The organism is Nodosilinea sp. AN01ver1 (assembly GCF_050565655.1).
Taxonomy (GTDB): domain Bacteria; phylum Cyanobacteriota; class Cyanobacteriia; order Phormidesmidales; family Phormidesmidaceae; genus Nodosilinea.
Map to the genome: position 1 here is coordinate 221,447 of NZ_JBNXVS010000002.1, position 19,229 is coordinate 240,675.

Genomic DNA, 19,229 nt, shown 5'->3' on the forward strand with positions numbered 1-19,229 from the left:
CCCAACGGGAGTGAGCCAGTCAAGCTAGAAAAGCATTCATAGGGGAATCGACATGCTGCCTGAAGATCAAAAACGAATCTTGGGGTACTTCATTGAAGAAGCCAAGGATCACCTCAATACTATCGAGCAGGGGTTGCTCAATCTGGCGGCCACCGTCGATGATTCCGAGATGATGAACGAGGTTTTTCGGGCGGCTCACTCGGTCAAGGGTGGAGCCGCCATGCTGGGGCTGAACAGCATTCAGCGCACCAGCCACCGCATGGAAGACTTCTTTAAGGTGATGAAAGAGTCGCCTGTGCGCCCCGATCGCGACCTCGAAACCATGCTGCTGCAAATCTTTGACGGGCTGCAAGAGCAGCTAGAGCAGCTGCAAAGCCCCTTTGGCCTCACCAATGACCAGGCCCAGGAAATCATGGCCCCGCTGGAGCCGATTTTTGTGCAGGCCGAAGCCCACCTGGATGCGCTAGTGGCGGCGGCACCGGCAGCGGCACCGGCAGCACCTGCTCCTCGCCCAGCCGTGGTGGCCGCCACGGCCCATCCCGAAACCAGCGCGCTACAGCTGGTGTTTCGCAGCGACATTCCAGCCCTGCTGCGCGATATGCTGGCTACCTTTAAGCAGCCGGACGGCAGCGCCTCGCGCCAGGAACTGGGTCGGCTCTGTCAGCGCCTGCACAGCATTGGCGAACAGTTTGAGCTGGCCCAGTGGTGTGCCCTCACCCAGGCGGTTGAGCGGGCGATCGCAAACCCCGAGCAAACCTACCGCACCCTGGCCCCGGTGGTGATTAAAGACCTGAAGCAAGCTCAAGACCGGGTGCTGGCCGGAACTATCGGCCAGGTGAGTGCCTCTGCGGCATTGACAGCCCTTCTACCCGTTGCAGTGGCTCCACCCGCCCCCCTCAGCGACGACTCTACGCTCGATGCCCTGCTGGCCGAAGCGCTCAACGACGACTCTAATGAGCCCGATCTAGCCGACCTGTTTGCCGCTGCCGAGGAGGTCAACAGCGATGACCTGGCCTTGGCCGACGCCGGTAACTGGCTTGACGACCTGGCTTTAGACCCCTCTGACAACGTGACTGAAACTGGTCTGGAGTCTGTTTTTGGGGCGATCGAGACGCCTCTACCGGCAGAACCAGCCGTATCCCGAACCGCAGCCGGAAACGCTGGCCCCGAAGTGGGAGCCGCAGAGCTCAACAGCCTGGCCGACCTGTTTGAAGGTGCCCCCGATAGCCTGGCCGACCTTTGGGAGGAAGACGAGTTAGGCGAGGTTTCTCTGGATGATCTCGACCTCGACAATGCCGATGCATCCAGCAGTTTAGATACGGAATTTGCCGATCTCCTCAGCGACGACGGTAGCGGTGAACCGGCTAATGACGCTACCGACCAGGCCCTCGACGACATGGCCAGCCTGTTTGGGTATGACCTCGATGCCGGGCCGACCACGGCAGAATCGGCTGCCCCAGAACGGGTTCTGGGGAACGAACCCGCGATCGCTGAGGAAAGCAGCCCAGATCTCTCGTTTGACGACGAGACCAGTGACGATGGTCTGAATGGCAGTGTTTTAAGTGATCTGGAGGACAACGACCCCTTTGCCGATCTGCTGGGCACCACCGTTGCTTCTGCCCCCAGCGCGGAGGCTACCGGCATCAGTACGACTGCCGTAGACGCAGCGGCCGACCCCCTAGCTGACTTTCTCGACGAGCCTGCGCCGCAGACCGCCAGTGCGATCGACACGTCTCTGGATAACTACGACTTTTTTGAGGTCAGCGAGTCAGACAGCCCCGCTGCTACTAGCGCCACCGACGAGACTGATAGCTTTTTCGACGACTTGACCGATGATGGCTTCATCGAGGATGACGATGCTCACACGATGCCTGAGCTAAACCTTGAACTCGATAGCGCGAGTAGCGTAGCCACCAACGACAATAACGGCCTGTTTGGGAATGCTGGTGCAGACCTGTCGTTCTCTGATAGCGCGGTGGCTAGCCCGGCAAACGCTGATTTTGGCAGCCTGTTTGGGGAAGCTGAGGCTGATTTAGACGATCCGTTCGATGACCCGTTTGGCGAGTTCAGCTTTGACGACAGCTTTGACAACAATGCCTCTGATTTTGCCGTCGATACCCCTGCCAGCCGTGGCCCGGAGCCAGAGGTAACGGCGACTCTGGCCGATACGAGTTTTGCTGCTCCCCTGGAGGAGGCAGACGACATCGCTGTAGATGGTGGAGCCTCTGAGTTTGCCGAGACCAGTTCAGCCAGTGACGAAGACAGCTTTGCCAACTTAGATAGCTTGCTGGACGACGAGGGCGCGGAAGACCCCTTTGGAACTTTGGCAGATGGTCTGGGAGAGGAGCTAGGAGGGCCTGGGGAAGGCCTCGATCTAGAACTAGAGCCCATCAGCGAGAGTCGCAACGGCGATATGCCCTCTGGCACAGCCCCTGTAACAGCCAGTCAGGGCTTTGATGACACCGATTTTGACGATCTGGAAGCGCTGCTGGGAGAAGAAACCCTAGATTACAGGGCTGACAGTAACAGCGCTAGCAGCAATGGACGGTCGGAGACCCAGCCCAGCCAGCCCGACCTGACGACTAGCGATCGCTCCTTTGATGACGGTGATGACGAGTTTGGCGATCTTGAGAAGCTTTTAGAGGAAACTGACCAGCTAGGTGGATCTGCCCCGGCTTTGGGCAGTCGTCGGGTTGCCTCGGTGCAGGCGGCGCGGCGATCGCCCCGGCGGGCGGCGGGTAGCACCGACCAAACCATGCGGGTTTCGGTGGGACACCTGGACAACCTCAGCAACCTGGTGGGCGAACTCGTAGTCAACCGCAACTCTTTGGAGCAAGACCAGGAGCGGCTGCGGCAGTTTCTCGACAACCTGCTGAATCAGGTGTCGCAGCTCAACGACGTGGGCCAGCGGATGCGCGACCTATACGAGCGATCGCTGCTGGAAAGCTCCCTGATTGCCAACCGTCAGGCCTTTGCGCTGGGGGTTTCATCTTCCGGCGGCGGCAGCAGCCACGCTACCGGGGCCACCTTCGACGCCCTGGAGATGGACCGCTTCACCGGCTTCCACACCCTCTCCCAGGAGATGATCGAGCTGATTGTGCGGGTGCGGGAAGCCTCCTCCGACATTGAGTTCACCATCGACTCAACCGACCAGATTGCCCGTCAGTTTCGTCAGGTGACCACCCAGCTGCAGGAGGGCCTCAACAAGGCTCGCATGGTGCCCTTTGGCCAAACCGCCGATCGCCTGCCCCGGGCGGTGCGCGATATTTCGCTCCAGTGCGGCAAGGAAGCTCAGCTGGTGGTCGAAGGCCGCGACACCTTGATCGACAAGATGATCCTGGAGCGGCTCTACGACCCCATGACCCACCTGGTCAACAACGCCATCACCCACGGCATTGAGTCACCTGAAGAGCGATTGGCCAACGGCAAAAGCCGGGAGGGCACGATCACCGTGCGCGCCTTCTACCAGGGTAATCAGACCGTAATTTACATCGCCGACAACGGCGGCGGCATCAACCCGACCGTGGTCAAGGCTAAGGCGCTCAAACAGGGGCTAATTACCCCCGCTGAGGCTCAGACCATGAGCGAAATTGAGGTCTACGATCTGCTGTTTTTGCCGGGCTTTAGCACCCGCGACCAGGCCGACGATTTCTCGGGGCGCGGCGTGGGTATGGACGTGGTGCGTACCGCCCTGGCCGATATTCGAGGCTCGATTACGATTGAGTCTGAGGTGGGCAAGGGCACTAGTTTTACCATTCGTCTACCTCTCACCCTCAGCATCACCAAGGCGCTCAGCTGCGTCAACAACCAGGCCCGCATTGCCTTCCCCATGGACGGGGTGGAAGACATGTTCGACGTGCCCAAGGAGCGGATTCAAACCGACGACCAGGGGCACTCCTGCATTCTCTGGCGCGATACGCTGCTGCCCTTCCGTCCGCTGGGCGAGCTGCTGCGCTTTAACCGCAGCCTGGGTCGGGGCCGGGTCTACGGCGGCCCCCAGGACGAAGATGTGGTCTCGATGGTGGTGCTGCGCAGCGCCAGCACGTTCATTGCCCTGCAGGTCGACCAGGTAATTGGCGAGCAGGAAATTGTAATCAAGCAGCTGGAAGGGCCGGTGCCTAAGCCCATCGGCATTGCCGGGGCCACGGTGCTGGGCGATGGGCGGGTCATGCCGATCGCCGACGTGCTGGAGCTGATCGACCTGGCCAGCGGTCGCCTGCGCCGCGACGCTTCGACCTCGCTGTGGACCCAGACGGCGGATGAAGAACCCGTTGAGGTGGTCGCTCACACCGATCCAACGGTGCTGATTGTGGATGACTCGATTACGGTGCGCGAGCTGCTGTCGATGAGCTTCAACAAGGTGGGCTACCGGGTCGAGCAGGCCCGCGACGGCCAGGAAGCTTGGGAAAAACTGCGCTCTGGCCTGCCTTGTGACCTGGTCTTCTGCGACATTGAAATGCCCCGGATGGACGGCCTAGAACTGCTCTCGCGCATGCAAAAGGACAGTGCCCTGAGCCAGATTCCAACAGCGATGCTGACCTCGCGGGGTGCCGATCGCCACCGGCAGATGGCGGTCGATCTGGGGGCCAAGGGCTACTTCACCAAGCCCTACCTGGAGGAAATGCTGCTGGATGCGGCCAGACGCATGCTAGAAGGGGAGAACATGATTCGGCACAGGGCCGAAGAACCCGCTTCCTAGGGGCTGTCATCAATTAGCTGCGAAACGTTCAAGAATCAAGGGTTACAGCCCCTAGCTTATCTTTTGGGTCGGGCGTGGCAAGGCTTGATATCCCGACCTTTTGGCCACAATTGATGGACACGCCCTAGCGCTTAGACGAGGTTGGCATAGTAAAAGCCAAAGGGCGGCAGCTCCAGAATATCGTGGTAGCTGCGATCGCTGACGCCCATCTCCTCCGTGGGTTCGCAGGGAGGAATTTCGGCGCGATCGCAGTAGACAGTGGCGGGGCTGAGATTAAACAGACACAGCAGCCGCTGTCGGTCGCAGGCGCGCACAAACCCCAGCAGTTCGTCCGACGATAGGTTCAGTAACTGCAAGTCACCCTGCCGGAGGGCGGGCTGCTCGTTGCGCCACCGAATTAGTCGCCGATACTTTTGCAGCAGCGAGGTCGGATTGGCCTCCTGCACATCGACGGCGTAGGCCTGGTGATCGGCCGGGATGGGCAACCAGGGCTCAGCAGCCTCGGTAAAGCCAGCGGCAGGGGCATCCTTGCGCCAGGGCATCGGGGTGCGCGACCCGTCACGGCCCAGCACGTGGGGGTATCCCTGTAACCCAAAGGGATCCTGCATTTTTTCGTAGGGGATTTCAGCCTGGGTCAGCCCCAGTTCATCGCCCTGGTAGAGGCAGCAGCAGCCCCGCAGGGAGGTGATCAGGGCGGCAAACATGTGGTCGAAAGCGTCCTGCAAAAAGGTTTCGCTAGGCTGGTACTTGCTCCACCGACTCTTAAGCCGGGGAAAATCGTGGGTGCCCGCCGTCCAGCAGATCACCCCATCGGTAAACAGCGACTCGACGCGCTGAATCAGCTCGGTTAATCGCTGCACCGTCAGGGGTTCATCGGTCATCAATGAGGAGTTATAGGCGGTGTGCAACCGGTCTGGGCCATTGACGTAGGCGCTGGAGGTAAGCAGAGCATCTTCGGTACTGCTGATTTCGGCCAGGGCGATCGCGCCATAGCGATCGAGCAGCTGCCGAATCGGCTTCAGCAGCTCCAGGGTAGAGGGCTGGTCGAGGTTGTGCAGGTTGACCTGAGCAAAAAATGGATCGGTCGACGACGCTCCCGCTGGCCGAGGCATTTCGGCGGGGCGCAGGGGGTTGTCGCGGAGGCTGCGATCGTAGGTAAAGAAATTGACCACATCCAGGCGAAAGCCATCAACGCCCAGGTCTAGCCAAAACTGGGCGGTGTCCAAAATAGCCTCAACTACCTCAGGGTTGTACCAGTTCAGATCGGGCTGACTGTCTAAAAAGTTGTGCAAAAAGTACTGCTGCCGCTGGGGTTCCCAAGCCCAGGCGCTACCGCCAAAGGTGGAGAGCCAGTTGTTGGGCGGCGTGCCGTCGGGTTTGGGGTCGGCCCAGACGTACCAGTCGGCCCTGGGGTTGTCGCGGCTGGTGCGGCTTTCTTCAAACCAGGGGTGCTGGTCAGAGGTATGGTTCCACACCTGGTCGATCAGTACGCGCAGATTGCGATCGTGGGCGGCCTTCAGCACCGCTTTAAAGTCATCCAGGGTGCCAAAAATAGGGTCTACCGCCCGGTAGTCGGAAATGTCGTAGCCGAAATCGCGCATGGGCGACTTAAAAAAGGGTGAAATCCATAGGGCATCGACGCTGAGGCTGGCGACATAGTCGATATGGTTCAAAATGCCGGGCAGGTCGCCAATGCCGTCACCGTTGCCGTCCGCAAAGCTGCGCGGGTAAATCTGGTAAATGACGGCACTGCGCCACCAGTCGGGCTGAGAAGGCATAGCATTAGAGCTCTAACAACAAAAACGTTCTAACAACAAAAACGGGTAAACCAGCAGCGAATTACGGAAAAACTAGGCCCATTGCAGCGAACAACGTCCCGACAATCTGCCTAGTTGGGGATCCAAAGCGGCTGGCAAACCTGGTTTTACACGGTTGACTTGAGCTGATCAGCACCGACCTGTCTCCCGTTACCCTCCAGCACGTCTTTGGCGGTGCTGCTGTTGGCAGGTGGAGTACTGGGCTGCAAGTTGCCGAAGAAATAGCCGTAGCCCCGCAGGCGCAGCATGTCGCCGTTGCGCTTGGCGGCCTCGTCAACGCCTGAAGTCGTCACACAGGGCAGCATTTCGTCGGGCAGGTTAAAGTGGGCCGTCTCTGGACTCAGGTTGAAGATACAGAGCAATCGCTGCTGCGGCGCTTCGCGAATGAAAGCGAACAGCGGAGCCTCGGTATTGAGAATACGGCAGTCACCCTGCATGAGCGCCGGTTGCTGCCGCCGCCAGTGCAGCAGTCGTCGCCAGGCGTTGAGCAAAGAGCTGGGGTCTTCGTTTTGGGCATCTACCGCCCTGGGTCGATGGCTGTCGGGAACGGGCAGCCAGGTTTCGGCGTGGCTAGAAAAGCCAGCACTCACGGCGGTGGCCTGCCAGGGCATGGGCGTGCGAGAGCCGTCGCGCCCCACTACATCGGGGTAGAGGGCCTTACCAAAGGGATCTTGAATTTGGCTTTCGGGAATGTCTTCAGGAATGCGGGCCTCGCTGAGGCCGAGTTCGTCGCCCTGGTAGAGGCAGAGGGCACCAGGCATGGCTACCAGCATAGCCGCCGTTTGATGGTAGAAGGTCTCAGGGTAGGGCGTACCCTCGCTATCGTGCCCAGCCCAGCGACTGCGCAGGCGACCGTAGTCGTGGTTGCCGACCATCCAGCAGTTGCCGCCGCCCTGAAAGTACTTTTCGACTTTTTCGAGGGTGGAGCGCATCAGGTCGGCGCTGATCGGTTCGTCGACCAGCAAGGCGCTGTTGTAGGCCAGGTGAGCCCGGTGTTTGCCCTTGACGTACTCACTCGACAGCTGAATTGAGTCTTCGCAGAGGGTGACCTCGGCCAGGGTAACGGTGCTGGGGTACTGGTCGACCAGTTCACGCACGGGTTTAAGCACATCCAGTGCCTCGGGGCGACAAAAGCTGTTCTCAAACATGAGTTTGGCCATTGGGTTTTTGGGGTCGATGCCGTCTGGGCGAGGCGAGTCTTCTGGGCGCACCCGCTCATCCCGCAGCTCGGGGTCGTGCAGAAAGAAATTGGGCGCGTCAATGCGAAAGCCGTCGACACCGCGATCGAGCCAAAACTTGCCCCGCTCTAAAATGGCTTCAACTACTTCAGGGTTGCTCCAGTTGAGCTTAGGCTGGCTGCGCAAAAAGTGGAAGAGGTAGTATTGCTCGCGCTTGGGTTCCCAGGCCCAGGCCGAGTCGCCGTTGAAGGCTGATAGCCAGTTGTTGGGCGGTGAGCCATCGGGTTTGGGATCGGCCCAGACGTACCAGTCGGCCTTGGGGTTATCGCGATCCTGGCTGCTTTCTAAAAACCAGAAGTGGCGATCTGAGGTGTGCCCCCAAACCTGGTCAACAATCATTCGCAACCCGCGTGCGTGGGTGAGGGCCAGCAGCTTGTCAAATACTTGCAGGTCACCGATTACCGGGTCGATATCGAGCATGTCGGTGATGTCGTAGCCCAGGTCATCCATGGGCGACTCGTAGATTGGGGTCAGCCAGATAGCGTCTACACCCAGAGCGGAGATGTAGTCGAGTTTGTCAATAATGCCGTTGAGGTTACCGCGGCCATCGCCATCGGTGTCTAAAAAGCTCCAGGGCACGATTTGATAGATAACGGCGTTCTGCCACCATTCGATGGTTTGCATAAGTAGAGTAATTCCTTGGCGTCTTGTGCGTGTAGGGTGCCGGAGGGACGCGACCTGAGAACGAATCGAAACTAGGATTGAATCGACATAAAAATAGAGCGCTGTGCCGTCAGCACGGGGTTTCTTTATTCTCAGCAGCGGGCTTTTGAAAAGTATCCGCCAGAGGATGGAAGAGAAATCTCTCTGACGAAGGGAATGACAGCAGGGTCAAGAATCGCCGATTGGAAAGGGTTGAGGCCGATCGCACCCCCAGCTCGCAACTGTTCAGGGTAGGATCGTAGGCATCTTAACCAGTGTGGGGCTATGACCGTAGCGGAGCGATCGCGCATTGACTGGGCACCAATTGTAAAGGCGTTTGTTGCGGCTCTGGGAAGCGATCGCGTGGTGCGGCGCAAAGAAGAAATTTTGGTGTACGAGTGCGACGGGCTGACCAGCTATCGCCAGCGGCCAGCGATGGTGGTGCTGCCCAAAACCACTGAGCAGGTGGCGGCGGCGGTCAAGATTTGCAACCAGTTTCAGGTGCCCTTTGTGGCGCGGGGGGCGGGCACGGGTCTCTCAGGCGGGGCGCTGCCGATCGCAGACTCGGTGCTGATCGTCACCGCCACGATGAATCAGATTCTGGCGGTCGATTTTGACAACCAGCGGGTGACCGTGCAGCCGGGGGTAATCAACAACTGGGTCACCCAGGCGGTCAGCGGCGCGGGCTTTTACTACGCCCCCGACCCCTCTAGCCAGTCGGTGTGCTCGGTGGGCGGCAACGTGGCGGAAAATTCGGGCGGGGTGCACTGTCTCAAGTACGGGGTGACCACTAACCACGTACTGGGCCTCAAAGTGGTGCTGCCTAGCGGCGAGGTTGTCGAGATCGGCGGCGAGGTGGCCGAAACCCCTGGCTACGACCTTTGCGGCCTGTTTGTGGGTTCGGAGGGCACCCTGGGCATCGCCACCGAAATTACCCTGCGCATTCTCAAAGCGCCCCAGTCGATTCAGGTGCTGCTGGCCGATTTTACCTCGGTGGAGGCGGCGGGAGAGGCCGTCTCGGCGATTACCAGCGCGGGCATTATTCCCGCCGGTATGGAGATGATGGACAACTTTAGCCTCAACGCCGTGGAAGACGTGGTGGCCACCAACTGCTACCCCCGCGACGCGGCGGCGATTTTGCTGATTGAGATCGATGGGCTACCGGCGGAGGTGGCGGCGACAGGCGATCGCATTGCCGAGCTGTGCCGCCAAAACGGGGCGCGCACGATTACTGTGGCTACCGACCCAGACGATCGCCTGCGCCTGTGGAAGGGCCGCAAAGCCGCCTTTGCCGCTATGGGCAAACTCAGCCCCGACTACTACGTGCAGGATGGGGTGATTCCGCGCACCCAGCTGCCCTACGTGCTGGCGGAGATCGAGCGGCTGGGCGATCAGCACGGCTACCGGGTGGCGAATGTTTTCCACGCTGGTGACGGCAACCTGCACCCGCTGATTCTCTACAACAACGCGGTTCCCGGTCAGCTCGAACAGGTGGAAGAACTGGGCGGCGACATTCTCAAGCTGTGCGTGCGGGTGGGCGGCAGCATCTCGGGCGAGCACGGCATTGGGGCCGACAAGCGCTGCTACATGCCCGACATGTTTTCGCCCACTGATTTAGAAACGATGGGCTGGGTGCGGCAGGCCTTTGACCCGGAGCGGTTGGCTAACCCGACCAAGCTCTTGCCCACCCCCCGCACCTGCGGCGAAGCAGCCCGCAGCGTAGCGGCAGCGACCCTGCCTGAGGTCGAGCGGTTTTAGGCACGATCCGGGTATAACGGCTCTCAATTCGGCAGATCGTTCAGATGGATAGTTTAAGGTTGCGGTTTACTTAGCACAAACTGTTCTAAATCGTGGTGTTTTCCTTTCCAAAAACCGCGTTCTTTAAGTACTCCCTGACTCTGAAACCCTAGTTTTTTGAGCAATTGCCTGGAGGCTGTATTGTCGAGAATAATTTCAGCCGTCACGCGCTCTAAATTTTGGACTTCAAAGCCATAGTTCAAAATGGCCGTCAGCGCTTCTGTCATAATGCCCTGCCGCCAAAATTTACTGGCCAGCTCATAGCCAACCTCGGCTTGATTTGACGCTCTATCCCAGGTAAAGCCGCAGGAGCCAATGGGCGTATTTTGGGCTTTGAGAGCGATCGCGGCATCCGCTGGGCGATCGCTCTCAAAGCCCATTTTGCGCCGCTCAATTACAGCTCTAGCCTGATCAAGGTGGGTGAAGGTATCGAGGTCATGAAACTGCGTGACTTGAGGATCTGAAAAGAGTTTAAAGATTGCTTCCGCATCGAATGCAGTGGCCTGACGCAGCCACAATCGCGAGGTTTCAAGCGTGGGGAAGGCCATGACTTAAAACCAATTCGTAATGTTCAACGGTAGGGAACGGGTCGTAAAAGTGGTGCAGCAGCGATCGCCAGGTTTGATACTCCGGCGACTGGCGAAAGCCAACCGTATGATCTTCCAGGGTTTGCCAGCGCACCAGCAGCAAGTACTGATTTTGAGTTTCAATACAGCGCTGCAATTCGTGGGAGCAGTATCCGGGCATCGCCGAAATAATTTCAGATGCCTCGGCAAAAGCGGTTTCAAAGGCGGCTTGAGCACCCGGCTTAATCGTTAGAACAGCAATTTCTAGGATCACAGCGATTCTCTACTTTAATAAAAAAGCCACTTGCGGGCTTTGGCATCGCTTTTTGAATACTTGAACAATTTTACTTTCCTCATCAGAAAATAAAAACTCGCCTCATCCTTCCAAAGTCATAGCAAAGGGCTCACTCTCAAGGTAGATACAAATCGATACAGTATCGCTCTAGGGTTGCTTTAGCGATGGCGAGTAAGCGAAGAAATTTTAGCCTGCTCGAATTTGCTGAATTAACTCTCGAATTATCTCTCAGTGGAGGTTTCAATGTCTAACCCCAGAGTCGAAAACGACAATTACGATCCCCATATCATTCCGGCAGAAACGGCGGCCCGCAAAGAGCGTGAGGGCGGAGACTACAAGCAGGTGCGAGACGAGTCTAGCAATTCTATCGACACCAGCGGTGGCCAAACCGTAGACAAAGAAGGTCTGGCCAACAACTACCCCATTGAGCCTGAAATGTACATCAACGAACCCGGCGACCTGCGTGAAGAAGAGGAAGCCAAAAAAGCGCAGCGGGAGGCTGAGCTACGCGAAATTAACCAAACCGACGAAACCGGCAAGGTGACCACAAAGTCGGATGAGCGCAGCAAGGGCGTTGGGCAGGTCTAGCCTGGCTTGAGAATGTAGCATTCTTGTAATGCTTGGTGCACTGCTGCGATCGCGGCGCGACAATGGGGGTAGGCGTAACAGCCACCCCCATTCTTTTTGGGGACTTATTTTTTTAGCGCTATTTTGAGGGCATTAGAGCAATGACCCCAGCTACTCTAAGAGAACTGATCGATCGCTCCTACCAGGCGGGCGCTCGCGACCTGCACGGGCTAGATTTACAGAGAATCGATTTGGCAGCGGCCCACCTGGCGGAGGCCGACCTGCGCCGCACCAACCTGACGCGGGCCAACCTGTATCAGGCCGACCTCACTCACATTGACGGCTACCAGATCACCCTGGCCCGCGCTGACCTGCGCGGGGCCTCTTTGGCCCATGCCACCCTGCGCGAGGCCGACCTGCGCCGAGCCAACTGTCACCGCGCCACACTCGTGAATGCCGACCTGCGCGACAGCTGTCTGGAGCGCACCGATCTCAGCCACGCCAATTTGGAAGGGGCCAACCTGACCCAGGCCGACCTCAGCCGCGCCAACCTCTACTGGGCCAACCTGCGCTACACCAATTTGACCGGGGCCAAGCTGACCAAAGCCCAGCTGATCGGCGCTAAATTTTGCCAGACCATCATGCCCGACGGCAGCATTCGCGATTCGGAATGCATTTTTGTCTAGGGCGTGTCATCAATTCCGGCTAAAGTCCTAATCCCCATCGGCATTGCCACGCCCGACCCAAAAAACAGGCTAATGCAGCATTTCTGCTGGCGTTAGAGGGGCGGTGGTTTGCCGCTCGTCGAGGGGAGTCAGGGTATAGGGCAGGGGTGGCTCGGGCACCAGCAGGTAGCGATCGCCCCAGCCGCCGTTAGTGCGTGCCACCAGATCGGCCGGGGGCGAGGTTTGACCGCTGGGTAGCCCGACCGCTAGAGCCTGGTCGGCCCACAAAAAAGGCTCTCCAGCGGGCGTGACGCGCAGCACCTGGCCCAGGCGCTGTGGCCCCGCTTCAGCAATCTTGCTGCTCAGAGCCGCGCCTAGGTGATGGGGTGCCAGCGCGATCGCAAACTGCACCGTATCGCTGGGCTGCACCGCCAGATTTAGCGCAGCGACCTCGGCCTGCCAGGCTTCTTGGTAGCGGCCATCGGCGGCGACCTGCCAGAGGTTAAGCTGGGTTGACCACTGGCCGTTGGCAACGGTAACCGGCCGATAGTCAAGCACTGAATAGAGCGGTTTACCGTCCGGGGTGCCCCGCTGAGGGTCGAGGTAGCGCAGGGCGATCGCGGTCAGCTGAGTGTTGTCCGGCAGGTTGGTGGTGCCGGTCAGGGCAAACTCGCCATCCTCCAGGGCTTTGGCCTCAAGGGTTAGGGTCGTCGCCTCTGCCGCAGGCGGAGATAGAGGCAGCAGGGTAGACTGGCACCCTGCACAGGCCACCAGCACCAGCACCAGCACCGCTTGCTTGAATCGTGAAATAGTCATTGCCGAAGGTTGGGGAAGATTGTTATACCCTATGCAACCACAGCCCAGAGCAACGACCAATAGCGAAAGAATGCCTTGAGCAACTCCACACAAAAGGCCACAGCCTCAAAACTTTTTTGTCATTTCATCCTGACGATGAGAAATATATCTGTAGGAGGAGGTAGCGCTATGCCTGAGCCTCAACCTTACCTGAGCTGAAATCGTCCTGACATCGTTACCGCATCACTAGATGCTTGCACTTGATTCTCAGCTTTCTTCATCTGAGCTATGAATACGTGAATTTAATTAGTTTTTTAGGCGTTTTGCTAAAGTCAGTACCTGAGCCATTTAATCTGATGCTCTAAGAGCTGGGCAACAGCATTACTCTTAAAGCATCAGCAGAATCTAGAACCTTTGATTGCTTTGTTCACGCGAATCAAGCCATTTGGTTTAGATAGACTTGGCACAACCAGTACAGGCAGCTTAACGCCACACTCAATTTATGTCTTTAAGTCTGGCTTTTTGGAAAGCCCGATTATAGCAAGCGTTGATTTTATTGAAACGCTTGTGCACCTGATAGCGCTCTAGTACTGCGCTTTTTAGGTATCAGCTGGTGACCTCAGCTACCGAGCCAGCGCCATCCAGAGCGGTGGCCAGTTCGCTGAGGACATCGGCAACTGTTGTTAGCAAAAACTTGGGCAGCGAACTGGCGTAAAGCCATCGATCCAGAAACTCTGGAATGCCCCAACCATGCTGGCGATGGCTATATCTTTCGCGCTTATTTTGACCCAACTATTTTGAGTATCTTATGAAGCATTCTATGGGTGCTTGGTTAGCGCTGCGATGTGCGCTAAATCCTGGCGCGGCAACGGGTATGGTGCTGGCAACGGCACTGTTTGGCATCGCCCCCCACGCCTGGGGTAGCGAGCCGCCTGGCGACCAGCTGGCGGCAGAAAATTTTGCTGCCAATGAGCTATTTCAAAGCGACTTACCTCAGGACGATGGAGCAGCTGGTGACCTAGCTAGATCCAGTCTGTCTGCAGAAGACTGGTCTATAGAAGACCAGGTTGTAAGTCCCAAAACCCAGTTAAAGACACAGCCTGGCTACCCACAGCTACCTCCCCCAGGAGCAGCGCCGATCGGTCTAGCCCCGGTGCTAGCCCAATCAATCCCCGTAGCACCGGCTGAGGAGAACGTTCCTGGGGAGACTGAAGCGGCTGAGCCAGAGACAATCTCTCCAGACTCTCTACCTGCCACCGATACGGCAGAACCTACGCTGCCTGCCCAAGACGTTGCCCAAACCTCCACGTCAGAGCCAGAAACAGCAGCCCCCGAAACCACCCTGGCCCCAGCGGAGCGCTCTGAGGTGTTTGTGCAGGCGGCCTATTTGCAGGAGGGCAGCGAAGGGTCAGCGCGGCTGCGGGCCGGGGGCATTTACGTGCTTAGCCCTTCGGTGTTTGCTGGGGCTACCGTTGACCTCAGCACCGGGCAGGCATTTTCGGACACTGACCAGACCGGCCTCAGCCTCAGCGAGCTGTACCTGACCGCCTCACCCGCCAACCTGAGCGAGCTGCGGTTCACGGTGGGGCTGATGGATTTGACCTCATACCTCGATCGCAACAGCTTTGCCAAAGACTCGCTGACCCATTTCTTTAACCCGGTGTTTCAAACCAACCCGGCCCTGAGCACGGTGAATGTGGCCTCGCGCCCCGGTGCCCTGGTGAACTGGACCCCCGTGGATGCGCTGTCGCTGACCGCCACGGCGTTTTCGTCGAGCCGCAGCCTGAGCGATTTTGCCATCGACTCGTTTGCGGGCGAAGTGGGGGTGCGGTTTGGCAACGCCATCGTGCGGGGCACCTACGTCACCTCGGTTGATGCGGGCCGTCGCGACGGGTTTAGCGAAATTTTTGCCATCGACCGGGGCAACGGCCAGTTTGGCCCCCTACCGGGCGATCGCGAGACGGGGTTTGGCCTCAACGCCGAAGCCTTTATCCCCAACCTCAAACTGGGCTTTTTTGGCCGCTACGGCTGGTACACCAACCAAACCCTGGGGGTCAGCGGCCAGACCTACAGCCTGGGCCTCAACGGACTGGATGTATTTATGCCGGGCGATCGCCTCGGGCTGGGCTACGGTCGCCAGCTCTCCAACAGCGAGCTGCGCCAGGCCAGCGGCGGCCCCGTACCCGACGTGTGGGAGCTGTTTTACGACGCCCAAATTATTGACAACCTGCGGGCCGGGGTAAGTGTGCAGCAGCGCAATGCGTTTAGCGAAACCTACCTGGGCTTTCGGGTGCGCTACGACCTGATCTGGAACCCCTTACGGAGGGCAGCGGAATGAAGTTGAATCGATTTCAGAACCCCTCTCACTCAGGGAGAGGGGCAGGGGTGAGGGTCTCAGGGTTGCTGGCGTTAGCCACCCTACTCCTTGGTGCAGAAGTCCTGACGACATCCCCCGCCCTAGCCCAGCGATCGCCCCAGACTAGCCAGGGCTACACCCTGCTCGATCGCGGCTGGGTGAACGATGCGATCGCGGCTTTTCAGGCGGCTCTGCGCCAGCGGCCCAACTCGGCTGAGGCCCGGCTGGGGTTGGCGATCGCCTACCAGCGGGCGGGCCGCGATGCCGATGCCTGGAATGCTTACCAGGCGGTGCTGCAAGTCAGCCCCGATAACGCTACCGCGCTGGCGGCTCTGGGGGAACTGGGCGGCTACCGACCCGAGTGGCAGCCCGGCGGCATTCAGGCTCTAACCCGGCTACTGGGCCAAAAACCCGACAATTCTGCGGCTCGCAGCCAGCGGGCGTTGCTCTATGGCTACCAGGGCCGCTTTACAGAATCCCTCGCCGATTATGACATCCTGCTAGGGCGCAACCCATCCCCTCAGACCCTGCTGGGGGCAGCGCAGATCTACACCTTTAGCGGTGACTATGCCGGTGCCCTGACTCTATTCAACCGCTACCGACAGACGGGGTCACTGCCCACCGAGGCGCTGACCGCCTACGCGCTGGCGCTACAGGAGACGGGAAATGCAGCCGGGGCGATCGCCCTGCTCGAACCCGCCCTCAGGGAGCCCAGCCGCACCGACGATCTTTCTCTCACCATTCGCACTGGCCTGGCTAATGCCTACGATGCCAGCGGCCAGACCGACCGCGCCCTGAAGCTAGTGGAGCCGCTGGTGGGCAGGGCTGAGGCTCGCCTGCCCCTGGCCCGCGCCTACAGCGCGATCGGTCGTCGCCAGCTCGACCCATCCCTGTTTGAGCAGGCCACGGTGCTGTACCAGCAGGCTCTGGATGCCACTACGGCCCCCAGCTACGGCCTGCGAATTGAGGTTGCCGACGTGCTGAGCGAGTGGCCCGACACCGAGCCTCTCGCCCTGACGATGTTTCAGCAGCTGGCGGTAGAAAACCCCAGCACCGCCAGCCTGAAGGTAAAGGCACACCTGCTGGCCTACAGCCTGGACATTGAGAGCGCCGCCACCGTCGCCGAGCAGCTTCTGTCCCTGCTGTCGCCCCCGCCCAGCTCTGCCCCAGAACAGCGGGCCATTACCACCGCCCTGGTGCGGCTAGACAACCCCGACCCGGCCCTGCTGCCCGTTTACCAAGCCGTAGCAGCGGCGGTGGATGCTCCCTTACTGACGTATCGAATGGCCCAAATTTATCTCAGCCAGGGCGATTTACAGGTGGCTCGCGATGCGCTGACCCGCTATCGCGACACCGACGCAGGCCAAAACGACTGGGGCACCGAGCTGCTGGTCGCCGACCTGGAACGCCAGCTAGGCGACCTGGAGGCCAGCGCCCGCCGCTATGAGAGCATTGTTGCGGCTCAGCCTAGCGATCAAGCTACCGCCGAGGCGCTGCGAGGTCTGGCGTTTGTGCGCACGTTGCAAGGTCAGCCCGAAGCGGCGCTGCCGGTGTATTTAGCAGCGATCGCAGCCAACCCCGACAACCCCGACTACCCCCTCGGCTACTCCCTGCTGGCCTATCGCACCGAGCAAATCACCGCCGCCGATGCCAGCCAAACCCTGACCACTTGGCTAGATTCCCAGCCGTTGGACGACCCGCCCGCAGAACTGTTTGAGCTGGCGGGGGCGCTCCCGGCTGAGGGCGATCGCGCCAGTCTCTACGAGACCCTGCTGGCCCAGCGCCCCGACGACCTGTGGCTGCGCTGGCGCACCATCGAGCTTTTAGCGCTGTCGGATCCGGAAGTGGCCCAGACTGAGCTAACAGCGTTAATTGCCGCTAACCCCGACGACCTGACCGTGTACTTCTTCCAGGGCGAGCTAGCCCAGCGCCAGGGCGACCTACCCCTGGCCGCTACCGCCTACCAACAGGTACTCACTCAAGAACCGGACAATCTCGGTGCCCTGGCGGCCCTAGCCGGGGTGCAGTTTCAGCAGGGCAACCTGCCCGCCGCCCGCACCCTCTACAACCAGGTGCTAGCGCTGGATCCTGACTACTGGGAGGCTCGATATGCGATCGCAGAACTCAACATCGCCGACGACCGCAAGCTCACGGCCCTAGACCAGCTCCGACAGCTCCCCCCCCAGGCCGCCCCCGTCAACCTTCAACAGCGCACCCAGGACGTGGAATTTGACCTGCTGCGCCGCCGAGGCTTTCAACCCGCCTGGGAGCGCTACTAACCCCAAATCCACCTCGCTAACCCCCCCAAGGAAGCTGGGCAAACACCGTTTGCCCCTACATAACCCACCCCCCTGAAATCAAGGCTAACCCGCCCCACCCGCCTACCCATCCACCCACCTACCCATCCACTCCCCCACGGTGACTACCATGTTGCGACCCTTCAACCTGCGGCGTTCCCAAACCCGCATGCTGCTGTCCATACTGCCCCTGGCCCTGGTGCTGATCGCCGCCGCGCCCAGCTGCACCATTCAAAGCGCTGCCTGCGCCTGCCTCAACACCGGAGAAGTAGCCCTAAACCTGCCCGTTGACAGCCCCCAAAACGACCTGCTGATCGAAAGTTGGCAGGCCTACCGCAGCCGATTTATTCAAGATGATGGCCGGGTGATTGACCGCGAAGACAGCGATCGCACCGTCTCCGAAGGGCAGGCCTACGCCATGCTGCGGGCCGTCGCCATCAACGACCCTGCCACCTTCGATCGCACCTACAGCTGGGCCAAAAACAACCTCGCTCGCCTGGATGCAGCGGGCGAGCCAACTGACCTGCTCTGGGCCTGGAAATGGGGCCAGCGCCCAGATAACTCCTGGGGCACCCTCGATGCCAACTTTGCCACCGATGCCGATATCGACGCCGCCACCGCGTTAATCTTGGCCGCTCGCCGCTGGTCGTGCCCGCAGTACCTCGAAGACGCCCGCGCTCTGCTGGCTGACATTTGGGAGCACGGCACAGTGGAATTTCCTGACGGCACTCGCCAGCTCATTCCTGGCCCCGCCGCCGCCTTTCGCCTGGAGTCCGACCAGGTGATTCTCAACCCGTCGTATTTTGCCCCCGCCAGCTTTCGCCTGTTTGCCGAGGTAGACCCCGACCACGACTGGAACAGCCTGATTGACAGCGGCTACACCATGCTCGACGACCTGGGTGAATTTTCGGCCACCGGACTACCCGCCGACTGGATCGCCTACAACCCGACCACCGACACCTACCGCCAGCTACCCCTTGATTACCCCCTGCAAAGCCGCTACAGCTTTGATGCCTTTCGTGTCTGGTGGCGGATCTCGCAAGATGCCGCCTGGTTCAACGCCCCCCGCGCCCAGGCCTACCTGGAGGCCCGCACCCCCGAACTGATTCGCCGCTGGCAGTACAACCGTCGCCTGCCCGCCCGCCTCACCCTCGATGGCAGTGCCGAAACCAGCTACGAAGCCACCGCCCACTACGCCATGGTTTACCTGGCCCTGACTCGGGTTGAGCCTGCGATCGCCGCCGACATTTTGCAGCAAAAAATTCAGCCCACCTACAAAGACGGCTTTTGGGATAACGACACCGCCTACTACACCCAAAACCTGGCCTGGTTTGGCCTGCTGCCCCTAGAGATTACCCCCTATCGCCTCAGCACCACAGGCGGCATCTGCAACCCCTAACAACCAGCAAATTGCTCCATCCTTCGACTCCGCTCAGGAACCAACTCTCCTTCGACTTCGCTCAGAAACCAACTCTCCTTCGACTCCGCTCAGAAA

At 59.6% G+C, this 19,229-nt stretch carries 13 protein-coding genes; 7 read left to right on the forward strand and 6 right to left on the reverse strand.

Annotation, left to right across the window (positions count from 1 at the left end):
• Positions 1-52: 52 nt before the first annotated feature.
• Positions 53-4,699, forward strand: a complete 4,647-nt coding sequence (locus ACQ4N7_RS03515; RefSeq protein WP_430710241.1) for a response regulator — start codon at positions 53-55, stop codon at positions 4,697-4,699.
• 131 nt (positions 4,700-4,830) lie between these two features.
• Here the strand turns inward: ACQ4N7_RS03515 and ACQ4N7_RS03520 are convergent, their stop codons facing one another.
• Together ACQ4N7_RS03520 and ACQ4N7_RS03525 are read right to left on the reverse strand one after the other, a co-directional pair.
• Positions 4,831-6,477 (reverse strand): alpha-glucosidase family protein, encoded by a 1,647-nt coding sequence (locus ACQ4N7_RS03520; RefSeq protein WP_430710242.1) that lies wholly within the window; start codon positions 6,475-6,477, stop codon positions 4,831-4,833.
• A gap of 146 nt (positions 6,478-6,623) precedes the next feature.
• Complete coding sequence (locus tag ACQ4N7_RS03525) at positions 6,624-8,378, reverse strand: alpha-glucosidase (protein WP_430710243.1); 1,755 nt, start codon at positions 8,376-8,378, stop codon at positions 6,624-6,626.
• 303 nt (positions 8,379-8,681) lie between these two features.
• On the opposite strand from ACQ4N7_RS03525, the gene glcD reads away from it, so the two are divergent.
• Complete coding sequence (glcD, locus tag ACQ4N7_RS03530) at positions 8,682-10,154, forward strand: glycolate oxidase subunit GlcD (protein ID WP_430710244.1); 1,473 nt, start codon at positions 8,682-8,684, stop codon at positions 10,152-10,154.
• Positions 10,155-10,207: 53 nt separating this feature from the next.
• On the opposite strand, the gene ACQ4N7_RS03535 is transcribed toward glcD, so the two are convergent.
• Positions 10,208-10,741 (reverse strand): GNAT family N-acetyltransferase, encoded by a 534-nt coding sequence (locus ACQ4N7_RS03535; protein ID WP_430710245.1) that lies wholly within the window; start codon positions 10,739-10,741, stop codon positions 10,208-10,210.
• Positions 10,722-11,033, reverse strand: a complete 312-nt coding sequence (locus tag ACQ4N7_RS03540) for an antibiotic biosynthesis monooxygenase family protein (RefSeq protein WP_430710246.1) — start codon at positions 11,031-11,033, stop codon at positions 10,722-10,724. Before ACQ4N7_RS03540 ends, ACQ4N7_RS03535 begins: the two co-directional genes overlap by 20 nt.
• A 264-nt stretch (positions 11,034-11,297) precedes the next feature.
• Between ACQ4N7_RS03540 and ACQ4N7_RS03545 the strand changes: the two genes are divergently transcribed.
• Both ACQ4N7_RS03545 and ACQ4N7_RS03550 read left to right on the forward strand, forming a co-directional pair.
• Complete coding sequence (locus tag ACQ4N7_RS03545) at positions 11,298-11,642, forward strand: hypothetical protein (RefSeq protein ID WP_430710247.1); 345 nt, start codon at positions 11,298-11,300, stop codon at positions 11,640-11,642.
• Positions 11,643-11,782: 140 nt separating this feature from the next.
• Positions 11,783-12,307 carry a pentapeptide repeat-containing protein gene (locus tag ACQ4N7_RS03550; protein WP_430710248.1) on the forward strand — a complete coding sequence of 175 codons (525 nt, stop codon included), beginning with the start codon at positions 11,783-11,785 and terminating at the stop codon, positions 12,305-12,307.
• Between the two features lie 69 nt (positions 12,308-12,376).
• Here ACQ4N7_RS03550 and ACQ4N7_RS03555 read toward each other — a convergent pair whose 3' ends face one another.
• Both ACQ4N7_RS03555 and ACQ4N7_RS03560 read right to left on the reverse strand, forming a co-directional pair.
• The gene (locus tag ACQ4N7_RS03555) at positions 12,377-13,102 is read right to left on the reverse strand and encodes a hypothetical protein (RefSeq protein ID WP_430710249.1); all 726 of its coding nucleotides are present in this window, start codon (positions 13,100-13,102) and stop codon (positions 12,377-12,379) included.
• A gap of 585 nt (positions 13,103-13,687) precedes the next feature.
• Positions 13,688-13,873, reverse strand: coding sequence for a hypothetical protein (locus ACQ4N7_RS03560; RefSeq protein ID WP_430710250.1), 186 nt, complete (start codon positions 13,871-13,873; stop codon positions 13,688-13,690).
• Positions 13,874-13,901: 28 nt separating this feature from the next.
• Here ACQ4N7_RS03560 and ACQ4N7_RS03565 point away from each other — a divergent pair, with 28 nt between their 5' ends.
• From ACQ4N7_RS03565 to ACQ4N7_RS03575, 3 genes are all read left to right on the forward strand, one after another.
• A complete protein-coding gene (locus ACQ4N7_RS03565; protein WP_430710251.1) occupies positions 13,902-15,419 on the forward strand; it encodes a carbohydrate porin in 1,518 nt (505 codons plus the stop codon).
• 47 nt (positions 15,420-15,466) lie between these two features.
• Positions 15,467-17,716 carry a tetratricopeptide repeat protein gene (locus ACQ4N7_RS03570; RefSeq protein ID WP_430710252.1) on the forward strand — a complete coding sequence of 750 codons (2,250 nt, stop codon included), beginning with the start codon at positions 15,467-15,469 and terminating at the stop codon, positions 17,714-17,716.
• Between the two features lie 148 nt (positions 17,717-17,864).
• Positions 17,865-19,133: a glycosyl hydrolase family 8 gene (locus tag ACQ4N7_RS03575; protein ID WP_430710253.1), complete on the forward strand. Its 1,269-nt coding sequence runs from the start codon at positions 17,865-17,867 to the stop codon at positions 19,131-19,133.
• The last annotated feature ends 96 nt before the right edge of the window (positions 19,134-19,229 follow it).